General features: G+C 72.7%; 16 protein-coding genes. 6 read left to right on the top strand and 10 right to left on the bottom strand.

Annotated features, from left to right (window positions below; genetic code table 11):
• Window positions 1-152: 152 nt before the first annotated feature.
• Window positions 153-986, top strand: a complete 834-nt coding sequence (locus tag ACFY8W_RS29095; protein WP_391111380.1) for a hypothetical protein — start codon at window positions 153-155, stop codon at window positions 984-986.
• 3 nt (window positions 987-989) lie between these two features.
• Here the strand turns inward: ACFY8W_RS29095 and ACFY8W_RS29100 are convergent, their stop codons facing one another.
• The 3 genes from ACFY8W_RS29100 to ACFY8W_RS29110 all read right to left on the bottom strand — a co-directional run bounded on the left by ACFY8W_RS29100 (window position 990) and on the right by ACFY8W_RS29110 (window position 3,298).
• Entirely contained in the window at window positions 990-2,138 is a 1,149-nt protein-coding gene (locus ACFY8W_RS29100) for a serine hydrolase (protein WP_391111382.1), read from the bottom strand.
• 92 nt (window positions 2,139-2,230) lie between these two features.
• A complete protein-coding gene (locus ACFY8W_RS29105; RefSeq protein ID WP_391111385.1) occupies window positions 2,231-2,698 on the bottom strand; it encodes an NUDIX domain-containing protein in 468 nt (155 codons plus the stop codon).
• Between the two features lie 9 nt (window positions 2,699-2,707).
• Window positions 2,708-3,298: an HPP family protein gene (locus ACFY8W_RS29110; protein ID WP_391111387.1), complete on the bottom strand. Its 591-nt coding sequence runs from the start codon at window positions 3,296-3,298 to the stop codon at window positions 2,708-2,710.
• Window positions 3,299-3,535: 237 nt separating this feature from the next.
• Between ACFY8W_RS29110 and ACFY8W_RS29115 the strand changes: the two genes are divergently transcribed.
• The 4 genes from ACFY8W_RS29115 to pepN all read left to right on the top strand — a co-directional run bounded on the left by ACFY8W_RS29115 (window position 3,536) and on the right by pepN (window position 11,543).
• Entirely contained in the window at window positions 3,536-4,078 is a 543-nt protein-coding gene (locus ACFY8W_RS29115) for a CGNR zinc finger domain-containing protein (RefSeq protein WP_391111389.1), read from the top strand.
• Between the two features lie 209 nt (window positions 4,079-4,287).
• Window positions 4,288-7,617: a S8 family serine peptidase gene (locus tag ACFY8W_RS29120; RefSeq protein ID WP_391111392.1), complete on the top strand. Its 3,330-nt coding sequence runs from the start codon at window positions 4,288-4,290 to the stop codon at window positions 7,615-7,617.
• A gap of 192 nt (window positions 7,618-7,809) precedes the next feature.
• The gene (locus tag ACFY8W_RS29125; RefSeq protein ID WP_391111395.1) at window positions 7,810-8,826 is read left to right on the top strand and encodes an aspartate-semialdehyde dehydrogenase; all 1,017 of its coding nucleotides are present in this window, start codon (window positions 7,810-7,812) and stop codon (window positions 8,824-8,826) included.
• Window positions 8,827-8,966: 140 nt separating this feature from the next.
• Window positions 8,967-11,543, top strand: coding sequence for an aminopeptidase N (gene pepN, locus ACFY8W_RS29130; RefSeq protein WP_391111398.1), 2,577 nt, complete (start codon window positions 8,967-8,969; stop codon window positions 11,541-11,543).
• 64 nt (window positions 11,544-11,607) lie between these two features.
• Here pepN and ACFY8W_RS29135 read toward each other — a convergent pair whose 3' ends face one another.
• From ACFY8W_RS29135 to ACFY8W_RS29155, 5 genes are read right to left on the bottom strand one after another with little or no spacing between them, the layout of a single operon-like run.
• Window positions 11,608-13,314: an FG-GAP-like repeat-containing protein gene (locus ACFY8W_RS29135; protein WP_391111401.1), complete on the bottom strand. Its 1,707-nt coding sequence runs from the start codon at window positions 13,312-13,314 to the stop codon at window positions 11,608-11,610.
• 48 nt (window positions 13,315-13,362) lie between these two features.
• Window positions 13,363-14,487: an allantoicase gene (gene alc / locus ACFY8W_RS29140; protein ID WP_391111404.1), complete on the bottom strand. Its 1,125-nt coding sequence runs from the start codon at window positions 14,485-14,487 to the stop codon at window positions 13,363-13,365.
• 60 nt (window positions 14,488-14,547) lie between these two features.
• Entirely contained in the window at window positions 14,548-15,480 is a 933-nt protein-coding gene (locus tag ACFY8W_RS29145; RefSeq protein ID WP_391111407.1) for a LysR substrate-binding domain-containing protein, read from the bottom strand.
• 43 nt (window positions 15,481-15,523) lie between these two features.
• Window positions 15,524-16,483, bottom strand: a complete 960-nt coding sequence (locus tag ACFY8W_RS29150) for an EamA family transporter (RefSeq protein WP_391111410.1) — start codon at window positions 16,481-16,483, stop codon at window positions 15,524-15,526.
• A gap of 5 nt (window positions 16,484-16,488) precedes the next feature.
• Window positions 16,489-17,442: an EamA family transporter gene (locus ACFY8W_RS29155; RefSeq protein WP_391111412.1), complete on the bottom strand. Its 954-nt coding sequence runs from the start codon at window positions 17,440-17,442 to the stop codon at window positions 16,489-16,491.
• Window positions 17,443-17,575: 133 nt separating this feature from the next.
• Here ACFY8W_RS29155 and ACFY8W_RS29160 point away from each other — a divergent pair, with 133 nt between their 5' ends.
• On the top strand, window positions 17,576-18,073 hold the full coding sequence (locus tag ACFY8W_RS29160; protein WP_391111415.1) for a MarR family transcriptional regulator: 498 nt from the start codon (window positions 17,576-17,578) through the stop codon (window positions 18,071-18,073).
• Window positions 18,074-18,189: 116 nt separating this feature from the next.
• On the opposite strand, the gene ACFY8W_RS29165 is transcribed toward ACFY8W_RS29160, so the two are convergent.
• Together ACFY8W_RS29165 and malQ are read right to left on the bottom strand one after the other, a co-directional pair.
• Window positions 18,190-18,429, bottom strand: coding sequence for a hypothetical protein (locus tag ACFY8W_RS29165; RefSeq protein WP_391111418.1), 240 nt, complete (start codon window positions 18,427-18,429; stop codon window positions 18,190-18,192).
• A 20-nt stretch (window positions 18,430-18,449) separates the two neighbouring features.
• A complete protein-coding gene (gene malQ, locus ACFY8W_RS29170) occupies window positions 18,450-20,549 on the bottom strand; it encodes a 4-alpha-glucanotransferase (RefSeq protein ID WP_391111421.1) in 2,100 nt (699 codons plus the stop codon).
• Window position 20,550 lies beyond the last annotated feature (1 nt).

The following is a 20,550-nucleotide window of genomic DNA, read 5'->3' on the forward strand; positions in this document are numbered from 1 at the left end:
GCCTGGCGGCCCGGAGCGCTTGCTCCGTGCCTGGTGGACGGCCGTGCCTACTCGGCACTCGAACGCGCGTACTTTAGTGCGAGGTTGTCCCTAAATGTCGACGGGCGTGTAACAGCGGTTAGTTGAGCTCCGGACGACGGAAGACCGTCGACATGAACCACGACACCTCCCCCAAGGCCCCCCTCTCCCCCCTCCCCCACACCGGAGTCGACCGGTTCCGGGAGGCCGTCCGGCACGCCGGCGCCGGTTCGATGCTCACCGGGCTCGCCGCCCTCTCCCTGCACCGCTTCGCCTCCGCTCCGCCGCCCGGCATGATCGACCGGGTCGACGTCCTCGTGCCGCGCACCCGCCGGCTGCGCTCGACCGGTCAGGTCCGGGTGGTGCGCGCCGCCGAGCCGCCGCAGTCGCTGGAGATCGACGGGCTGCCGGTCGCCCCGGTGTCCCGGGCGCTCGCCGACGCCGTCTCGGCGCTGTCCGACGCGGGCGTCGTCCGCCGGCTGCTCACCGAGGCGGTGAGCGCGGGCCACTGCGAGCCGGGCTCGGTGGTACGGGAGTTGAACCGGGCCCGGCTGCTGACCCGGCCCCATGTGGTGGACGCCGTGGACTCGCTGCTCGCCGAGGGCCGGTCGATCGCCGAGGACCGGCTGTACGCGATGGTGCGCGAGTTCGCACTGCCGGACCCGCTGTGGAACGTGGACCTGCGGCTGCCCGGCGGCCCCCACCTCGGCGGCGTGGACGCCTACTGGCCGGACCAGGCGGTGGCGGTGGAGCTGGACACCCGGGCGCCGCGGCAGGACGACGACGCGCTCTGGTCGGAGTACACGCGCAAGCGCGAGCACCTGGAGCGCCTCGGCATCACCGTCGTCCACCTCACCCCGCGCAAGCTGCGCGAGGCGATGGACCAGCAGGCGACCGTGGTCCGTACGGCCCTGATGGCCGCGCCGGACCGGCAGCCGCCCGCCTACGTCGTCGTCCTGCCCCGCTGAGCGTTACTGCTTCTTCGGTGCCGTGCCGCAGAACTCCGCCTCGATCACGGCCTGGGTGTCACCCGTCCAGTCGGCGTTGAAGTTCCCGGCGAGCGAGTGCTCGCCATCGCGGGTGGCGTACCCCTCCGAGACGGAGCCGTGGATGCCGCCGCCGTGCCCCCAGATCTCCTTGCCGCAGCTCAGCTTCTGCCAGGAGATCCCGAGACCGTAGCGGTAGTCCGGGTACTGGGCGGAGACCGGAAGCGTGGTCGTCAGCTCGCGCATCTCGGCCTTGGGCAGCAGCCGGCCCTTGAGCAGGGCCCGGTAGAAGGTCTGGAGATCGTTGGAGTCGGAGATCATCTCGCCGGCCGCCGACGCGATGCTCGGGTTGAGGTCGGTGACGTCGTACGTCGGTCCGTCCGTCTCGGCGCCGAGCTTCGAGTAGGCAACCGAATGGGGCTCGGGCATACGGGAGTCGGTGCCGGGCACGCTGGTGGCGCGCAGCTTGAGCGGCTTGATGATCCGGTTCTCGACCGCCTTGCCGTAGGGGCGGCCGGTGACCTTCTCGATGACCATGCCGGCGAGGACGTAGTTGGTGTTGGAGTAGCGCCAGGAGGTGCCGGGCGCGAAGTCGGGCGCGTGGCCCATGGCGACGTCGACGAGCTGCTGCGGGGCCCAGGTGTCGTAGCGGTGCTCCAGGAAGCCCGATCCGAAGACCTTCTGCTGGAAGGCGGGGTCCTCGGTGTAGCTGTAGATCCCGCTGGAGTGGTTGAGGAGCTGGCGGACGGTGATCTTCCGGCCGTCGTGGCCGTTGCCGCGGACCACGCCGGGCAGCCACTTCTCGACCGGGTCGTCGAGGTCGAGCCGGCGCTCGGCCTGGAGCTGGAGGAGGACGGTGGCGGTGAAGGTCTTGGTGATGGAGCCGACCCGGTAGCGGTCGTTGCCCTTGCGCTCGCCCGCGGTGCCGGTCCACCGGTCCTTGCCGTCGCGGGCCGCCGCGACGGCGCCGGGCACGCCCGCGGCCACGGCCGCGTCCAGGGCCTGCTGGGTGGCGGCGTGGGACGGCTCGGCCGGCGGTGCGGCGGCGACGGCGGGTGCGGCGAGCGCGGTCGCGGCGAGGCCGGCCACCAGGCCGGCGGCGACGACGGTACGGGCGGTGCGTACGGCTGACATGCGGGCTCCCCTGATCGTTGTGCTGCGGTCACGGGAGGGGACTGCGAGAGGCGGGCGGCGGGTTGAGACGGGTCGCGACGGTTGAGCCGTTTTCAGCCGTTCGCCGGATCGGTGAGGTGGGAGTGGCCCGAGGGGGGCCGGTCGCGCCAGAGCTGGAGGCCGATGTCGACGAGTTCCACGCGGTGGAGCGAGGGCACGGAGTCGAGCGGGTGCCAGGCGGCGAGGTCGGTGGAACCGCCCTGCTCGTTGCGCAGGGCGCCGCCGGTGACGCGGGCCTCGTAGATGATCCTGAGCCCCTGCCAGTCGCCGGGCCCGCCGAGCCGGCGCAGCCAGTCGCGGCGAATGGAGTCGATCCCGAGCAGGGCGACGACCTCGGCCTCGTACCCCGTCTCCTCCTCGACCTCCCGCACGACGGTCTCGACCGGCAGCTCGCCGTGGTCCATCCCGCCGCCGGGCAGCGTCCACCGCCTGACCCCGGCCTTGTCCACCCAGCGGGCGAGCAGTATCCGCCCGTCCCGCACGCACACGGCGTAGGCCGCCACCCTCAACTCCGTCTTCATACAGCGAGGTTAGAGCCAGTACGCCGGATAGCGGCGGCCCGTCAGGCGGGCGCCGGCGAGGCCGGTGGCGACGAGCAGGACGGAGGCGAGGACGAGGAGGCCGAGGAAGGTCCGGAACGGCGGGTTCTGGAGGGTCACGATCACCGCGGTGGCCGCGGCCGGCGAGTGCGGCGTACGGGCGGCCGCCATCACGCCGAGGGCCAGGCCGCCGGCGAGCGCGGCGCCCCACGGGCCGGGGCCGGTGAGCGCGAGGACGGCGAAGCCGGTGAGCGCGGAGAGGAGTTGGCCGCCGACCACGGAGCGGGGCTGCGCCAGCGGCAGGTCGGGCGCGCCCGCCACCAGCGCCATGCTCGCGGCGAGCGGCGGGATGAGCAGCGGCTGGTGGAGAGCGGTGCCGACCGCGACGAGCAGGAGCAGGGCCGTGACGCTGACCGCGGTGGACGCGAGCAGCACACGGGGCCGGGGCCGCGGGGGCGCGGAGGCGGGCCGGGGCGCGGCGGGCGCGGTCGGCTCCGCTGCGGCCGCCGGACCGGTCGGGACGGCTGCGGCCGTTGATGTCGGGGCGTTCGGAGCCGTCGGGTCGGCCGGAGCGGCGGTCATGCGCGGTCCTTCACGTCGGGGGAGGGAGGAACGGGCGAACGAGCGGGCGAACGAGCAAGGGGGCAAGCAGGGCCGAGGGAGCGCCCCACCGGGGCAGCCACCCCTCATGGGCAACGGACCACCCACGCAGGGCTAACCCCTAACGTCGACTTTAGAGGTTAGGCACGCCTGGCCGCAACCGGTCACGTACCCTTGAAGAGTTAGTCCGAAATCCGTCCCCTCAGGAGGGCGCCCGCCATGACCGTCATCGATCCGCGGCCGCTCACCGGCGAGCCCGTCTCCCTCGACCTGCTCAACACCCGGTGGATGGCGGACGGCGTGCGCCAGGACCTGCTCACCGACACGGACGGACTCGCGGTCTGGCTCGCCGCCAACGGGCTCGAGGGGCGCTTCGCCGCCGACGCGGCCACCCTGCGCCACACCCTCGCCGCCCGCGACGCGCTCGCCGCGCTCGTCGACCGGCCCGGCGACGCCAGGGCGACCGCCGCGGTGGACGCGGTGCTCGGGCACGGCCGCATCCGGGCCACGCTCACCACGGAGGGCCCGGGCGAGGAGGCGGAGTTCGCCGATCCCGCGTACGGGCCCGGCTGGACCGCCGCGCGTGACTACCTCGACCTGCTCCGGGCGAACCCGGAACGCATCCGCGCGTGCGCCCACGAGGCGTGCATCCTGCACTTCTTCGACACCTCACGGAACGGCACCCGCCGCTGGTGCTCGATGGCGCTGTGCGGTAACCGGGCCAAGGCCTCGCGCCACTATGCCCGTACAAAGGACAACTAGTCCCCCAAGGGATTCGGCCGAATCCCCCGTCGCAACGCCCCCGTTAGGGGCGATTCGTCCCTCATGGCGCACGGTCCGCAGTGGCGGATGTGCGCCATGCGCGCATTCCGCGACCCGGTAACTCTCCCCAAAACCCTGCCTCTTGCGAAAGGCTGAGCGGTCATCCGGTACCGAAATCCGGACCCTCTTCTTTCACAACAGGGATGTAAATGACCACCCCCGAAACCCAGAGCTCCATACCCGGGCGCTCGACCACCGGGACCAGACGTGCGGCCCGTATCGCCGCCGCCGCCGGACTCGTGACCGCGCTGGTCGCGGCCGGTGCCGCCCCGGTTCTGGCCGTCGACGACCCGGCTGCCACGACCACCCCGGCCAACACGGCCAAGCCCGCCGACGAGAACGACAAGCTCGGCACCACCGACGCCCAGCGCCTCTCCGAGGCCGAGGCCGCGAACAAGCCGAACGTCACGGTCCTGGTCGCCACCGCGCCCGGCGCCACCGAGCAGGTCGCGGGCCAGCTCGACGCCGTGCCCGGCGCCTCCGTCGGCAAGCAGGACGACAAGCTCGGCTACGTCCGCGCCACCCTGCCGACCGGCAAGGCCGATGCCGCCATCAAGGCCGCCACCAAGCTCTCCTCGGTCCAGTCGATCGACCTCCAGGCGGAGATCGAGCTCGACGACCCGACCCCGGACGCGGGCACCACGGGCGCCGTCGACGGCACCACCGTCACGCAGACGTACCCGGCCCCCGGCAAGAACACCCCGGCGAAGAACCCCTACAACCCGTCCCACGAGACGGGTGCGGTCGACTTCGTCAAGGAGCACCCGAAGGCCGACGGCCGCGGCGTGACCATCGGCGTCCTCGACTCCGGCGTCGACCTCGGCCACCCGGCCCTGCAGAAGACCACCACCGGCGAGCGCAAGATCGTCGACTGGGTCACCGCCACCGACCCGCTCACCGAGAGCGACGGCACCTGGCGCGCCCAGATCACCCCGGTCACGGGCCCCGTCTTCACCGCCGGCAGCCAGAGCTGGAAGTCCCCCGAGGGCAGCTACAGCTTCAGCGTCTTCCGCGAGTCGGTGACCGCGGGCGGCGACCCGAAGGGCGACATCAACCGGGACGGCGACACCACCGACGTCTTCGGCCTGCTCTACGACGCCGCCGCCGGCACCGTCCGGGTGGACTCCGACCAGAACGGCGACTTCACGGACAACGCTCCGATGAAGCCGTACAAGGACGGCAACCAGGTCGGCTACTTCGGCACCGACAACCCGGCCACCGAGGTCGTCGAGAAGACCCCGTTCGTCGTGCAGATCCGCAAGGACGTGCCGATGGACCCGTTGGGCGGCACCTGGGTCGGCAAGAAGGCCGACTTCGTGAACGTCGGCCTCGTCGAGTCCTCGCACGGCACCCACGTCGCCGGCATCACCGCGGCCAACGGCCTGTTCGGCGGGAAGATGAACGGCGCCGCGCCCGGCGCGAAGATCGTCTCCTCCCGCGCCTGCACCTGGACCGGCGGCTGCACCAACACCGCGCTCACCGAGGGCATGATCGACCTCGTCGCCAACCGTGGCGTCGACATCGTCAACATGTCCATCGGCGGCCTGCCGCTGCAGAACGACGGCGACAACGTCCGCGCCCGCCTCTACACCCGTCTCATCGACGAGTACGGCGTGCAGCTGGTCATCTCGGCCGGCAACGAGGGCCCCGGCATCAACACGATCGGCGACCCCGGCCTGGCCGACAAGGTCCTCTCGGTCGGCGCGGCCGTCTCCAAGGAGACCTGGGCCGCGAACTACGGCTCCGCCGTCGAGAAGAAGTACGCCATGTTCCCCTTCTCCTCGCGCGGCCCGCGTGAGGACGGCGGCTTCACCCCGACCATCACCGCCCCCGGCTCGGCCGTGAACACCATCCCGACCTGGCAGGCCGGCGCGGGTGTCGCCGAGGCCGGTTACACGCTGCCCGCCGGCTACGGCATGCTCAACGGCACCTCGATGTCCTCGCCGCAGGCGGCGGGCGCGAGCGCGCTGCTGATCTCCGCGGCCAAGCAGAAGCACATCGCGCTCTCCCCGAACACCCTGCGCACCGCGCTCACCTCGACCGCGAAGCGGATCTCCGGTGTCGCGGCCCACGCGCAGGGCGCCGGCCTCATCGACATCGAGGAGGCCTGGGAGTCGATCAAGGACGGCGCCAAGGCGCACGACTACAAGGTCGAGGCCCCGGTCGACACCGTGATCTTCCCGGCCCCGCACACCGGCAGCGGTGTGTACGACCGTGAGGGCGGCCTCAAGGTCGGCCAGAAGAAGGTCTACGACGTCACCGTCACGCGTACGAGCGGCCCGGACCGTGTCATCGAGCACGAGCTGGACCTCAAGTACAACGACGGCACCTTCCGCATCCTGGGCGACGACGAGATCGACCTGCCGCTGAACAAGCCGGTCACCGTCAAGCTGGAGGCCCGCCCGAAGACGGCCGGCGTCCACAGCGTCATCCTGGAGGCCGACGACGAGCGCACCGAGGGCGTCGACAAGCAGATCCTCGCCACCTCGGTCGTCTCCGCCGACCTGGTCGCGCCGGGCTACGGCTTCACCGCCTCCGGCTCCGTGCAGCGCAACAGCCACAAGTCGTACTTCGTCACCGTGCCGAAGGGCGCCAAGACCCTCGAGGTCGCGATCGGCGGGCTGAAGGAGAAGAGCCAGACCCGGTTCATCACCCAGCACCCGTACGGCGTGGCCCTCGAGGACAACGCGACCAACCAGTGCTACCCGCACTACAACCCGGCGAACACCTGCCGCCCGGACGTGCGCTCCTACGCGAACCCGATCCCGGGCGTCTGGGAGATCATCGTCGAGTCCCGCCGCACCTCGCCGGACCTGGACAACCCGTTCACCCTGAACGTGTCCGTCCTCGGCGCCGACTTCGACCCGGCGGTCCAGACCGTCGCCGAGGCGAAGATCGGCACTCCGGCCGCCGTGCAGTGGAAGGTCTCCAACGGCTTCGCCGCGCTCGACGGACGCCTGAAGGGCGGCCCGCTCGGCTCGCAGAAGTCCGAGAAGGCGACCATCCAGCACCACGAGCAGCAGATCAAGACCGTCACCATCGGTGAGGGCGTCGAGCGCCTGGACATCGCCATCGGCAACACCTCCGACCTGGCCGCCGACCTCGACCTCACGGTCAAGCTCGGCAACACGCAGGTCGGCCAGTCCGCCGACGGCGACTCCGAGGAGACCGTCACGCTGATCAAGCCCGCCGCGGGCACCTACACCGTCATCATCGACGGCTACTCCGTCCAGGCGGCCGGCGGCACCAGCTACGACTACAAGGACGTGTACTACTCGTCCGCGCTCGGCTCCGTGAAGGTCGACGAGTCGAAGCAGGTCCAGCTGGCCAACGGCGGCACCGCCGAGGTCGCCGCCGAGGTCGTGGTGAACGCCGCCGCGCCCGAGGGCCGGCAGTTCTTCGGCGAGGTCCAGCTGCTGAACGCGCGCGGCACCGCCGCGGGCACCGGCAGCGTCGTGATCGAGAAGGTCACGCCGTAGCCACGCCGTAACGAGGGTCACACTCCCGCATGGGAGTGCCGGGGGCGGGCACCGGAACGGTGTCCGCCCCCTTTGGCGTCTTAGGACCTGCCGGAGCCGTCCCGTCCCTTGGACAATGAATTGGACAAGGCGCCCCGGGCCACACGCATGATGGATGCGGCACCACCCTGCACACACATTCGGAGGACCCCCGTGAAGGTCGGAATCGTCGGAGCCACCGGTCAGGTCGGCACAGTCATGCGCAAGATTCTGGCCGAGCGGAACTTCCCGGTGGACGAGCTGCGCCTCTTCGCCTCGTCCCGCTCCGCCGGCACGGTCCTGGACGGCGTCACCGTCGAGGACGCCTCCACCGCCGACTACACCGGCCTGGACATCGTCCTGTTCTCGGCCGGCGGCACCACCTCCAAGGCCCTCGCCGAGAAGGTCGCCTCGCAGGGCGCCGTGGTGATCGACAACTCCTCCGCCTGGCGCCGCGACCCCGAGGTCCCGCTGGTGGTGTCCGAGGTCAACCCGCACGCGGTCAAGGACCGCCCCAAGGGGATCATCGCCAACCCGAACTGCACCACCATGGCCGCCATGCCGGTGCTCAAGCCGCTCCACCAGGAGGCCGGCCTGACCGCCCTGGTCGCCACCACCTATCAGGCCGTGTCCGGCTCCGGCCTGGCCGGCGTCGCCGAGCTCGACGGCCAGGTCAAGGCCGTCGCCGAGGGCGCCACCGCGCTCACCCACGACGGCGGGGCCGTCGACTTCCCCGAGCCCGGCGTCTACAAGCGCCCGATCGCCTTCAACGTGCTGCCGCTGGCCGGCTCGCTCGTCGACGACGGCTCCTTCGAGACCGACGAGGAGCAGAAGCTCCGCAACGAGTCCCGCAAGATCCTGGAGATCCCGGACCTCAAGGTCTCCGGCACCTGCGTGCGCGTCCCGGTCTACTCCGGCCACTCGCTCCAGGTCAACGCCCGCTTCGCGCGCCCCATCAGCGTCGAGCGGGCCTACGAGCTCCTCGCGGACGCCGAGGGCGTCGAGCTCTCCGAGATCCCGACCCCGCTCCAGGCCGCCGGCAAGGACGCCTCCTACGTGGGCCGCATCCGTGTCGACGAGACCGTCGAGAACGGCCTCGCGCTCTTCCTGTCCAACGACAACCTCCGCAAGGGCGCCGCTCTGAACGCCGTGCAGATCGCCGAGCTCGTCGCCGCTGAGCTGAAGGGCTGACACCCGGACGTACGCATCGAGGGCGGCCACCCCCACGGGTGGCCGCCCTCCGCTTGTTCGCCCTGGGAAATGGACCGTGCGCCGTCCGCACACCCCGTGGAAGGATGAGCCAAACGTCACGAAACCGAGGAGTTGACCGGGTGCCTGGCACAAACCTGACCCGTGAAGAGGCGCAGCAGCGGGCGAAGCTGCTGTCCGTGGACGCGTACGAGGTCGAACTCGACCTCACCGGTGCGCAGGAGGGCGGCACCTACCGGTCCGTCACCACCGTCCGCTTCGATTCCGCCGAGGCCGGTGCCGAGACCTTCATCGATCTGGTCGCCCCCACCGTGCACGAGGTGGTGCTCAACGGGCACGCCCTCGACGCGTCCGCCGTCTTCCGGGACTCCCGGATCACGCTGCCGCAGCTGCAGGAGGGCCGCAACGAGCTGAAGGTCGTCGCCGACTGCGCGTACACCAACACGGGTGAAGGCCTGCACCGCTTCGTCGACCCGGTCGACGGCCAGGCCTACCTGTACACGCAGTTCGAGGTGCCGGACGCCCGCCGGGTGTTCGCCTCCTTCGAGCAGCCCGACCTGAAGGCGACCTTCCAGTTCACCGTGAAGGCGCCGGAGGGCTGGAGCGTCATCTCCAACTCCCCCACGCCCGAGCCGAAGGACGGCGTGTGGGCCTTCGAGCCGACGCCGCGCATCTCCACGTACATCACGGCGCTGATCGTGGGCCCGTACCACTCGGTGCACTCCTCGTACGAGGGGCCGGGCGGCCAGGTCGTGCCGCTCGGCATCTACTGCCGCCCGTCGCTGGCCGAGTTCCTCGACGCGGAGCACATCTTCGACGTCACCCGTCAGGGCTTCGGCTGGTTCCAGGAGAAGTTCGACTACGCCTACCCGTTCGCCAAGTACGACCAGCTGTTCGTGCCGGAGTTCAACGCGGGCGCGATGGAGAACGCGGGCGCGGTCACCATCCGCGACCAGTACGTGTTCCGCTCGAAGGTGACGGACGCGGCGTACGAGCGCCGGGCCGAGACCATCCTGCACGAGCTCGCCCACATGTGGTTCGGCGACCTCGTCACCATGGAGTGGTGGAACGACCTGTGGCTGAACGAGTCGTTCGCCACCTACACCTCGGTCGCCTGCCAGGCCGCCGTCAAGGGCACCCGCTGGCCGAACGCCTGGACCACCTTCGCCAACGCGGAGAAGACCTGGGCCTACCGCCAGGACCAGCTGCCGTCGACGCACCCGATCATGGCGGAGATCAACGACCTGGAGGACGTGCTCGTCAACTTCGACGGCATCACCTACGCCAAGGGCGCCTCCGTCCTGAAGCAGCTGGTGGCGTACGTCGGCCAGGACGAGTTCTTCCAGGGCGTGCAGGCGTACTTCAAGCGCCACGCCTTCGGCAACACCCGCCTCACCGACCTGCTCGGCGCGCTCGAGGAGACCTCCGGGCGCGACCTGAAGGCCTGGTCGAAGGCGTGGCTCGAGACCGCGGGCATCAACATCCTGCGGCCCGAGATCGCGACCGACGAGAACGGCGCCATCACCTCCTTCGCCGTCCGCCAGGAGGCCCCGGCGCTGCCGGCCGGCGCCAAGGGCGAGGCCGTGCTGCGCCCGCACCGGATCGCGATCGGCTTCTACGACCTGGACGCGGCCGGCAAGCTGGTGCGCACCGAGCGTCTGGAGCTGGACATCGAGGCGGCCGAGCTGACGGCCGTCCCGCAGCTCGCGGGCAAGCAGCGCCCGGCCGTGGTGCTGCTCAACGACGACGACCTGTCGTACGCGAAGGTCCGTCTCGACGAGGTGTCCCTGAGGAACGTCACCTCGCACCTCGGCGACTTCACCGACTCGCTGCCGCGGGCGCTGTGCTGGGCCTCGGCCTGGGACATGACCCGGGACGGCGAGCTGGCCACCCGCGCCTACCTGGACCTGGTGCTCTCGGGCATCGCCAAGGAGAGCGACATCGGCGTGGTCCAGTCGCTCCAGGGCCAGGTCAAGGCGGCCCTCGACCTGTACGCGGCGCCCGCGTGGCGCGCCGAGGGCCTGGCCCGCTGGGGTGCGGCCGCGCAGGAGCAGCTGCGCGCGGCGGCCCCGGGCAGCGACCACCAGCTGGCGTGGGCGCGGGCCTTCGCGGCGACCGCCCGTGAGGACGCGGAGCTCGACCTGCTCGCGGCGCTGCTCGACGGCAGCGAGGTCATCGACGGCCTGGCCGTCGACACCGAGCTGCGCTGGGCGTTCGTGCAGCGGCTCGCGGCGACCGGCCGTTTCGACGAGCCGGAGATCGCGGCGGAGCTGGAGCGGGACAGGACGGCGGCGGGCGAGCGCCACGCGGCCACGGCCCGTGCGGCCCGTCCGACCGAGGCCGCCAAGGCCGAGGCGTGGGCGTCGGTCGTCGAGTCCGACAAGCTGGCGAACGCGGTGCAGGAAGCCGTGATCGGGGGCTTCGTGCAGACCGACCAGCGTGAGCTGATCGCCCCGTACACGGAGAAGTACTTCGCCTCGATCAAGGGCATCTCCGAGACCCGCAGCCACGAGATCGTCCAGCAGATCGTGGTGGGCCTCTACCCGACGCTCCAGGTCTCGCAGGAGACCCTGGACGCCACGGACGCCTGGATCGCGGCGAACGCCCCGGCCCCGGCGCTGCGGCGTCTGGTGACGGAGTGCCGTGCGGGCGTCGAGCGCGCCCTGAAGGCGCAGGCGGCGGACGCGTCCGCGGTCTGACGGCTCGCCTGAACGGAAGGGCCCCGGACCGGTTTCGGTCCGGGGCCCTTCCCCGTTCAGCGGGTCAGCCGAGCCAGGTGAGCCACTGCCAGCCGCCGGTCCCGATGGTCGTCGGGGTGCCGAGGCCGGTCGCCGTGCCCGGGAGGAACTCCAGGTTCTCCGCGGTGCCGGCGGTACGGGTGGTCCACAGGTCCGGCAGACCGTCGCCGGTCACGTCGCCGGCCGAGACGGCGAGCCGCCGGTCGGCGGTGGTCCAGGGGCCGCCGGTGAGGGCGACGGGGGCGGCGAGGGCGGTCGCGCCCTGGCTCGCGTACTGCTTGAGGTCGCCGGTGGCGCGGTCGCGGCCCCAGACGTCGGCCTTGCCGTCGCCGGTGACGTCGCCGGGCAGGATCACGTCGTAGCCGGCCCATTCGGGGCCGCCGATGTTCAGCGCGGCCTTGGCGGCGAAGGTGGGCCTGCCGTCGACGGCCTGGCCGCCGCGGTGCAGCCAGAGGCCGGTGGTGCTGCGGGCGAGGACGTCGGGCAGGCCGTCGCCGTCCACGTCGCCGGCGGCCAGCGGGGTGGCGCCGCCGTTCGACCAGCCGGTGGGGCGGCCGCCCATGGCGAGGCGGGCGCCGAGCTCGCCGTTGCCCGTGTTCGGGTAGACCCACAGCTCGTCGCCGATGCGGGCGACGACGTCCTCGCGTCCGTCGCCGGTCCAGTCGCCGCGGTGGCTGACGACGGAGCCGGCCCAGCCGCCGGTGCCGATCTGGCGCATGGCGCCGAGGGCACCGCCACCGGTGCCGGGGTACAGGCGCAGGCTGCCGTCGTCCTTGACGGCGAGGAAGTCGGGGCGGCCGTCGCCGGTGAGGTCGCCGGGCGCGAGCTTCGGGTGGGCGGCGGCGCGCAGCAGCTTGTGGTCGGAGAGCGCGGCGGTGCCCTCGGGCTCGGGTTCGAGGGCGTCGGCGCGGAGGGTGTGGAAGTCGCGGGTGCTCAGGAAGACGTGGTCGAACTTCTTGCCGGAGGCCACGGTGGGCTCGCCCGAGTGGCACGTGGTGACCAGTGCGTCCTTGCAGGGCTGGGTGAAGTAGTCCCAGTCGTTCTCGTCGGCCTCGCCGAACGGCCCGGTGCCGGGCAGGCCCTGGCGGACCGGGTCGAGCATCGGGTCGTACGTGGCGTCCGTACCGGCGTTGAAGTCGCCGCCGAAGATCACGGGAGCTCCGGCCGCCCAGGTGTCCGCGTGGGCCAGGGCCTCGGCCGAGCCGTTGTCGGGGGTGATCTTCTGGTCGAGGTGGACGTTGCAGACGAGGGTGGTCCGGCCGTCGATCGGGCCCCGGGCGCAGAGCACCGGACGGGGCTCGGTGCCGGGGGTGGTCAGGTTGGCCGTGTAGCGGTCGACCGCGGCGGTCTTGACGAAGACGCCGAGGCCGAAGCCGTTGTCGGTGCCGCCCCAGTGGGCGCAGCCGGGGGTCTTCGTGGCGAAGCCCCAGACGGCGGTGTAGCCGGCGTCGGCCAGCGCGTCGCGCACCGACGTCCACTGGGTGAAGCAGAGTTCCTGGAGCATCAGGGCGTCGGCGTCCCAGGCGAGGGTCTGCGCCTTGATCTTGGCGGTCCAGGTGGGCAGGTCCAGCGTGCTCTGGCAGGTGGAGGCACCGCAGACGTTGTACGAGATGACGCGCACCGACGGTGCCGTGGCGGGGTCGACGGTGTCGGCGGCGGCCGGCCCCGCGGTCGTGAGGACCGCGGAGACGAGCAGCGCGAGCGCGGCCATCGCCCTCTGGAGAAGTCTCATGAGCGGAGAGCCTAATGATCACTTGCCGTGGACCTGCCAGGCGGTCCGTCAGCCGGTCAGCCGCGCGTACCGGGCCCGCAGTCCGGCCGCTCCCGTCTCGGTGAGGCTGCCGTGCAGCCGCATCCGGGCGACGCCGCCGTCGGGGAACGCGTCGAGCCGGACGTGGGTGACGACGGCGCGCGCCGGGAGGCGGAAGCGGTGCAGGGTGTCGGGCTGGAGGCGGGTGCGGGGGATGATCTCGAACCATTCGCCGTGCTCGCCGTTGCGGCCCTGGAGCGCGATCCACCCCGCGCTGTTGCCCTTGAGGTACGCGGTGTCGATCTCGACCGCGCGGACGGCGCCCTGGGCGGCGAGCCGGAAGCGCACCCAGTCGTGGGTGCCGCGGACCCTGCGGCGGCGGTTCTCCCAGCCGTCGTCCATCTTGCGGGAGGTGCCGGGCAGGATGATCTGGGTGGGCGAGGAGTAGAAGCGGTCGGACGCGTCCTCGTACACGCCGCCGTTGACCACGGCGATCAGGTCGATGGTGCCGAGGACGTCCAGCCACTCGGGGTCGGGGACCACCTCGCCGTGCACCCGGAGGCGGGCGATGCCGCCGTCGGGGTGCTGGCAGAGCCGGAGGTGGGTGTAGCGCCGCTCGGCGTCGACGGTGAAGCCGTTGGCGGCGTGGCCGCGGACGGGGGTGGGCGGGACGAGCTCCTCCCACTTCGCGTCGAGGAGCTCCTCGGGGCTCGGTGAGCCCTCCACGGCCGCGGCCTGGATGCTGACGCGCTGGGGGTAGTTGCCGCGGAAGTGGGCGGTGTCGACGACGATCCCCCGGATGACGCCGGGGGCTCCGAGGCGGACGACCGCCCAGTCGTGCTCCTCGGGCGCGGGGAACGGGTGGCCGGCGTCGGCGCCGCGGCGGCGCCGGGTCTCCCAGCCGTCCATGACCTTGCCCTTGTGGCCGAAGTGCTCGGGATCGAAGACGGCGCGCTCGCGGACGAGCAGGTTCTCGCGCTCGGCGAAGAACTCGTCGGCGGCGGCGACCACTCCGGCGCCGAGGCGCCGGTCGGCGAGGTCGACGAGCTCGGTGAAGGGGAAGTCACCGGCGCGGTAGTCGGCGTACGGGTCGCCTCCGGCGTAGGGGGCGGCGTCGTTGGCGTGCGGGTCCGGGTCGTTCGCGTCGAGGCTCATGCCCTCGACTGTGCCGCCGCCGCGCCGGGCAGGTCCATCGAATGTTTTCGATGATGTTTTTCAGCTGTGCTGAACGGTCTCGCGCTGCGCGGCGGCCTGCCGCAGGGCGGAAAGGACCTTCGCCACGGCCGGGCCCTCCTCCGCCCCGCGCCGTACCGCCGCGACGACGTGGCGGCGCGGCTGGTCGGCGGAGAGCACCCGCATGACGACCCCCGAGCCCGCTCCCGTGCGCCGCTCGGCCGCGGCCATCCGGGGTACGAGGGCGACGCCCATCCCGGCCTCCACCATGGCGAGGATCGCGGTCCAGCCGGCCGCGCTGTGCGCCTGCTCGGGCACGAAGCCGGCGGCCTCGCAGGCGGCGGTGGTGATCTCCGACCAGGGCCCGGAGCCGCCGAAGATCCAGGCCTCGGCGGAGAGGTCGGCGAGCCGCAGGCCCGGGGCACCGGCGAGCGGATGCCCGGCGGGCAGGGCGACGTCCAGCGGGTCGGCCAGCAGCGGCACCCGGCTGAACCTGGGGTCGCGGGCCGTGGGCGCGTGGGCGGCGAGCGAGAGCGCGAGGTCGACCTCGCCGGCGGTGAGCAGTTCGTACGCCTCCGCCGCCTCGGCCTCCCGGATCCGGACGTCGAGTCCGGGATGGCCGGGGCGCAGGGCCTGGACGGCGGGGACGACGAGCGCGGGCACGGCGGTGGAGAACGCGGCGACCCGCACGCGGCCCGCCTCGCCCCGCAGATAGCCGTCGAGTTCGGCCTCGGCCCGCTCCAGTTGGGCGAAGACCGCCTCGGCGTGCCGCAGCACGAGGTGGGCGGCATCGGTGAGCCGGACCCGGCGCCCGTGCGCCTCGAGGAGCTTCACGCCGAGCTGCCGGGACAGGTTGGTGAGCTGCTGCGAGACGGCCGAAGGGGTCATGAGCAGCGCCTCCGCGGCCGCGGTGACGGTCCCGCGGTCCCGCAGGGCACGGAGGATCCGGAGCTTCCTGATGTCCCACTCGGTCATGGAGCGCAACCTACCGGGGTGCGTCGACGGGGTGCGCGCCCGCTCACGCCCGGGTGCGCGACGCGCCGGACAGGGCGACTCCGCCCAGGATCAGCACCATGCAGGCCGCGCCCCGGACTCCCGGTTCCTCGCCGAGGAGGGCGTACGACAGCAGGGCGACGCACACGGGCTGGAGGTAGTAGACGACACCGGCGCGGGCCGCGCCGATGAGGGTGATGGCCTTGTTCCAGGCGAAGAAGGCGACGGCGGAGGACATGACGCCGACGTAGAGCAGCGGTCCGGCTGTGGCGGTGGTGGCCGGGAAGCCGCCCTGGACGGTGACGGACACCGCGTAGGCGGGCGCGAGCATCAGCGCGCCGAGGACGAAGGTCGCGAAGAGGAAGGCGAGTCCGCCGATCTCGGCGGGCCTGCGCTTGAGCAGGGCGCTGTACGAGGCGAAGGACAGGGCCGCGGCGAACATCCACAGGTCACCGGCGGCGAGGTGGAGGGTGAGCGAGCCCTTGCCGACGAGCAGGAGCACGCCGAGGGCGGCGGCCAGCATCCCGAGGACGCGGCGGGGGCCGAGCCGTTCGCCGCCGAGGCGTGCGAACACCGCCATGACGACCGGCGAGGCGGCCATGATCATGCCCATGTTGCCGGCGGAGGTGGTCAGCCCCGCCTGGTGGACCAGGGTGTTGTAGAGGGCGACGCCGAGCAGCGAGGCGAGCGCCAGGAAGCCGAGGTGACGGCGGATCAGTCTCCGCTGCCGCCAGAACGGGCGGGCGGCGAACGGGGCCACGGCGACGAGGGCGATGATCCAGCGCCAGAAGACGGCCTGGACGGGCGGGACCGAGTCGGCCATGCCGCGGGTGGCGACGAAGCTGCCGGACCAGACGACGGTGGCGAGCAGCGCGAGCAGCACGCCGAGGCCGGCGCCCCGTGCGAGCTTCCTCGCGGGCGCCGGCCTCTCGGTGGTGGCGGTGGTGGGAGTGGCGGTCGGGTGTCGGGCGGCGATCAGACTCATGGGGCCTAACGTCGCACCGCCGAAACCTCCAGGTCCATCGAAACTTCCTGAGCGTTCTTTTCAGTTTCACTGAACGATTCGGCCTGAGGAGCTGCGGGCTTCTTCGGCCGCGGGTTCAGCTGGCCGGCCAGCGTGGCACCGAAGGCGACCACCATGCCGAGGAGCTGGACGGGGCCGAGTGCCTGGCCGAGCACGGCCCAGCCGACGACGGCGGCGGTGATCGGCGAGAGCGGGCCGAGCAGGGTGACCGAGGAGGCGCTGAGCCGCTCGATGCCGCGGAACCAGAGGAAGTACGAGACCGCGGTGTTGCCGAAGGCGAGGTAGGCGTAGCCGGCCAGGTTGCCGCCGGTGAGCGCGGGCGGGGCGCCTTCGAGCAGCAGGGCGAGGGGCAGGATGATCAGACCGCCCGCGGTGAGCTGCCAGCCGGTGAGCGCGAGGGCGCCGACGCCCTCGGGGCGGCCCCAGCGCTTGGTGAAGACGGTGCCCGCCGACATCGACAGGGCGGAGAGCAGTCCGGCGACCACGCCGAGCGTGTCGAGCGCCGCGTTCGCCTTGAGGACGACGAGGCTGACGCCGAAGGCGGCGGCGATGGCGGTGAGCAGGGACTTCACGGTGGGCTTGTCGCCGAGGAAGAGGGCGGCGAGTCCGACGACGAAGAGCGGGCCGACCGAGCCGACGACGGCGGCGACACCGCCGGGCAGACGGTAGGCGGCCAGGAAGAGCAGTGGGAAGAAGGCTCCGATGTTGAGGCCGCCGAGGACCGCCGACTTCCACCACCAGGGGCCCTGCGGGAGCTTGCGGGTGAGGGCCAGGAGCAGGAGCCCGGCGGGCAGGGCCCGCATCAGACCGGTGAAGAGGGGCCGGTCGGGCGGCAGGAACTCGGTGGTGACGTAGTAGGTCGTGCCCCAGGAGATCGGGGCGAGGGCGGTGAGGGCGATGGTGGCGGCCTTGCGGGACATGACGGTTCCCCCCTGCGCTTGACGGACCGGGCGCGGCGCCCGAACTGGCTTGGCAGTAATTAACTTAGCACTAAGCTACTTATTCGCAAGTGGCTTCCTTGCGAGTTACTCACTGGGGAGGGAAACTGGGCGCATGGACAACCACGACGCCGTCGACGCCATCGCCGACCAGTGGGCCCGGGTACGGCCCGACCTGGACACCCTGCCGATGATGGTGTTCGGCCGGATCTACCGGCTCTCGGCCGCCATGCGCGGCAAGGTGGACAAGGCCTACGCGCCGTACGGAGGGATGTCGCTCGGCGAGTTCGACGTGCTCGCGACGCTGCGGCGCTCGGGCGAGCCGTACACCCTCTCACCGCGCGAGCTGACCGCCACGCTGATGATCACGACCGGCGGCATGACGGGCCGGCTCGACAAGCTGGAGCGGGCCGGGCTGCTCACCCGCAGCCCCGACCCGAACGACCGGCGCGGCCTGCGCGTCACCCTCACCGAGGAGGGCCGGGAGCTGGTCGACCAGGCCGTCGGCGCCGGACTCGCCCAGCAGCGCGCGGCACTGGAGGCGGCGCTCACTCCGGAGGAGGCGGAGCAGCTGTCCGGCCTGCTGCGCAAGCTCCTCGCCACGACGGCGTGACACGGGGCCGGCCGGCCCGCCACGACGGCGTGCTGCCGGGCCGGCCGGAGACGCACGAGGGCGCCGCGCGGTGACTGCACACCGCGCGGAGCCCTCGGGGGAAGCCGAGTGGAGACCTACGCCTTCTTGACGCGGTCCTTGGACCTGTCGAGCACCATCACCAGGCCGGCGATGACCAGGAACAGCGCGAGCGGGAGAGCCACGAACAGACCGAGGGTCTCGACGACCTCCAGCTTGGGGGCCGGGTCGTCACCGTCGTCGCGGGTCAGCGCGAGCGCGGGGGACGACATGAGCAGCATCATCAGCGTCGTACCGGCCGCGACGGCGCCGGCGCGCAGGGCGTTCTTCTTGTCCACGGTGCAAAAGTAGCGAACACCTAAACGGGCCGCGCGCCCGGGGGTGCCGTACGGGCCCCGACCCGCTCCGCGAGCACCCGCAGCAGGTCGTGCGCGCGGGCCGAGGCGGCCAGCCGCTCCAGGGACACGGGCTGCCCGTCGGGGCCCGCCACGGGCAGCCGCCAGTTGGGGTACTGGTCCCAGGTGCCCGGCAGGTTCTGCGGTCTGCGGTCCCCGACCGCGTCCGGCAGCCACACCCCGACCATCCGGGCCGGCGTGGCCACCAGGAAGCGGTGGAAGGCCCGGATCTCGGCCGGCTCGTCGCCCGGCCCCTCCGGCAGCAGTCCGAGCCGCTGGAGCAGGCCCAGCCACTCGGCGGTCTCCGCCGTGTCCCGGCTCCGCTCCCGCTCCAGGTCGCCGGCGAGCAGCCCGAGCCGGTGGCGCAGCGTCACGTGGTCGCCGGACAGCCGGGCCGCGGTCGACGGCAGGTCGTGGGTGGTGGCGGTGGCCACGCAGTCGGCCCGCCACTCCTCCGGGGCCAGCGGACGGCCGCCGCCGGCCCAGTCCCGCTCGAACCACAGCACGGAGGTGCCGAGCACCCCGCGCCGCGCCAGCGCCTCCCGCACGCCCGGCTCGACGGTCCCCAGGTCCTCGCCGACCACCGCCGCGCCGGCCCGGTGGGCCTCCAGGACGAGCACGGCGAGCATCGCCTCGGAGTCGTAGCGGACGTAGGTGCCCTCGGTCGGCTCGCCGCCCTCGGGAACCCACCACAGCCGGAACAGGCCCATCACGTGGTCGATCCGCAGCGCGCCCGCGTGCCGCAGCAGTTCGCGCAGCAGACCGCGGTACGGCGCGTAGCCCTCCGCCGCGAGCCTGTCGGGGCGCCAGGGCGGCAGGCCCCAGTCCTGGCCGCGGGAGTTGAACGCGTCGGGCGGCGCGCCGACCGACATGCCCGCGGCGAAGACGTGCTGCTGCGCCCAGGCGTCCGAACCGTCCGGGTGCACGCCCACGGCCAGGTCGTGCACGATGCCGACCGCCATCCCGGCCCGGCGGGCGGTGAGCGCCGCGTCGGCGAGCTGCCGGTCCGTCAGCCAGGCGAGCCGGCAGTGGAAGTCGACCCGGGCGGCGAGCCCGGCGTCGGCCCGGACCGCCGCCGCGGCCGAGCGCGGGTCGCGCAGCCCCTCCGGCCAGTGGCGCCAGTGGTGGCCGTGCCGCTCGGCGAGCGCCTGGTAGGTCGCGTGGTCCTCCAGGGCCCGGCCGCGCTCGGCCAGGAAGTCGCGGTAGTCGGCCCGGCGGCCCGGTCCGAGCTCCACGGTGTGCACCAGCTCCAGGGCGCGCCGCTTGACCTCCCACACCGCGTCCCGGTCGATCAGGGCGCCCTTGCCGAGCACCTGTTCGCGCAGCTCGGCGGCGTCGGCGAGGACCAGCTCGAGCTCCTCGCGGCGGCCCGGGTCGACGTACCCGAACTCCGGCACGTCCTCGATCCGCAGATGCACCGGGTCGGGGAAGCGGCGCGAGGACGGGCGGTACGGGGAAGGGTCGGTGGGCGCCCCGGGCACGGCCGCGTGCAGGGGGTTGACCTGGACGAAACCCGCGCCGTGCGTACGGCCCGCCCAGTCGGCGAGCTCCCGCAGGTCACCGAGGTCGCCCATGCCCCAGGAACGGCCGGACAGCAGCGAGTAGAGCTGGACCAGCAGGCCGAAGGCCCGCCCGTCGGGACCCGGCACGCGCGCGGGGGCCACGATCAGGGTGCTGGCGGAGCGGCGCCCGTCGGGAGCGAGGGCGACGAGCCGGTGCACGCCGAGCGGCAGACCGCCCCAGTCGGGGCCGGTGACGGCCCGTCCGGTCTCGGTGGTGACCGTGAACCGGGTCCCGGCGGGCAGCCCGCGCGGCGGCCGTGGCGGCCCCGCCGCGTCGCCCTGGTCCCGCCACAGCACCACCGTGGGCGGAAGCAGCCGCTCCCGGTCCGCCCGCTCCGCCGTTTCGAGCGCCGCGGCCAGCGCCTCCGGGGTGGACGCGTCGACGTCCAGGGCGCGCAGCACGGCCACCACGGTGGCCTCGGGCACGGTGACCGTGACGCCCTCGGACGGGGCGTACTCGGTGGCGACGCCGTGCAGGGCGGCGAGACGGGCCAGGGTCACG

The organism is Streptomyces sp. NPDC012637, from assembly GCF_042954805.1.
Classification (GTDB): domain Bacteria; phylum Actinomycetota; class Actinomycetes; order Streptomycetales; family Streptomycetaceae; genus Streptomyces.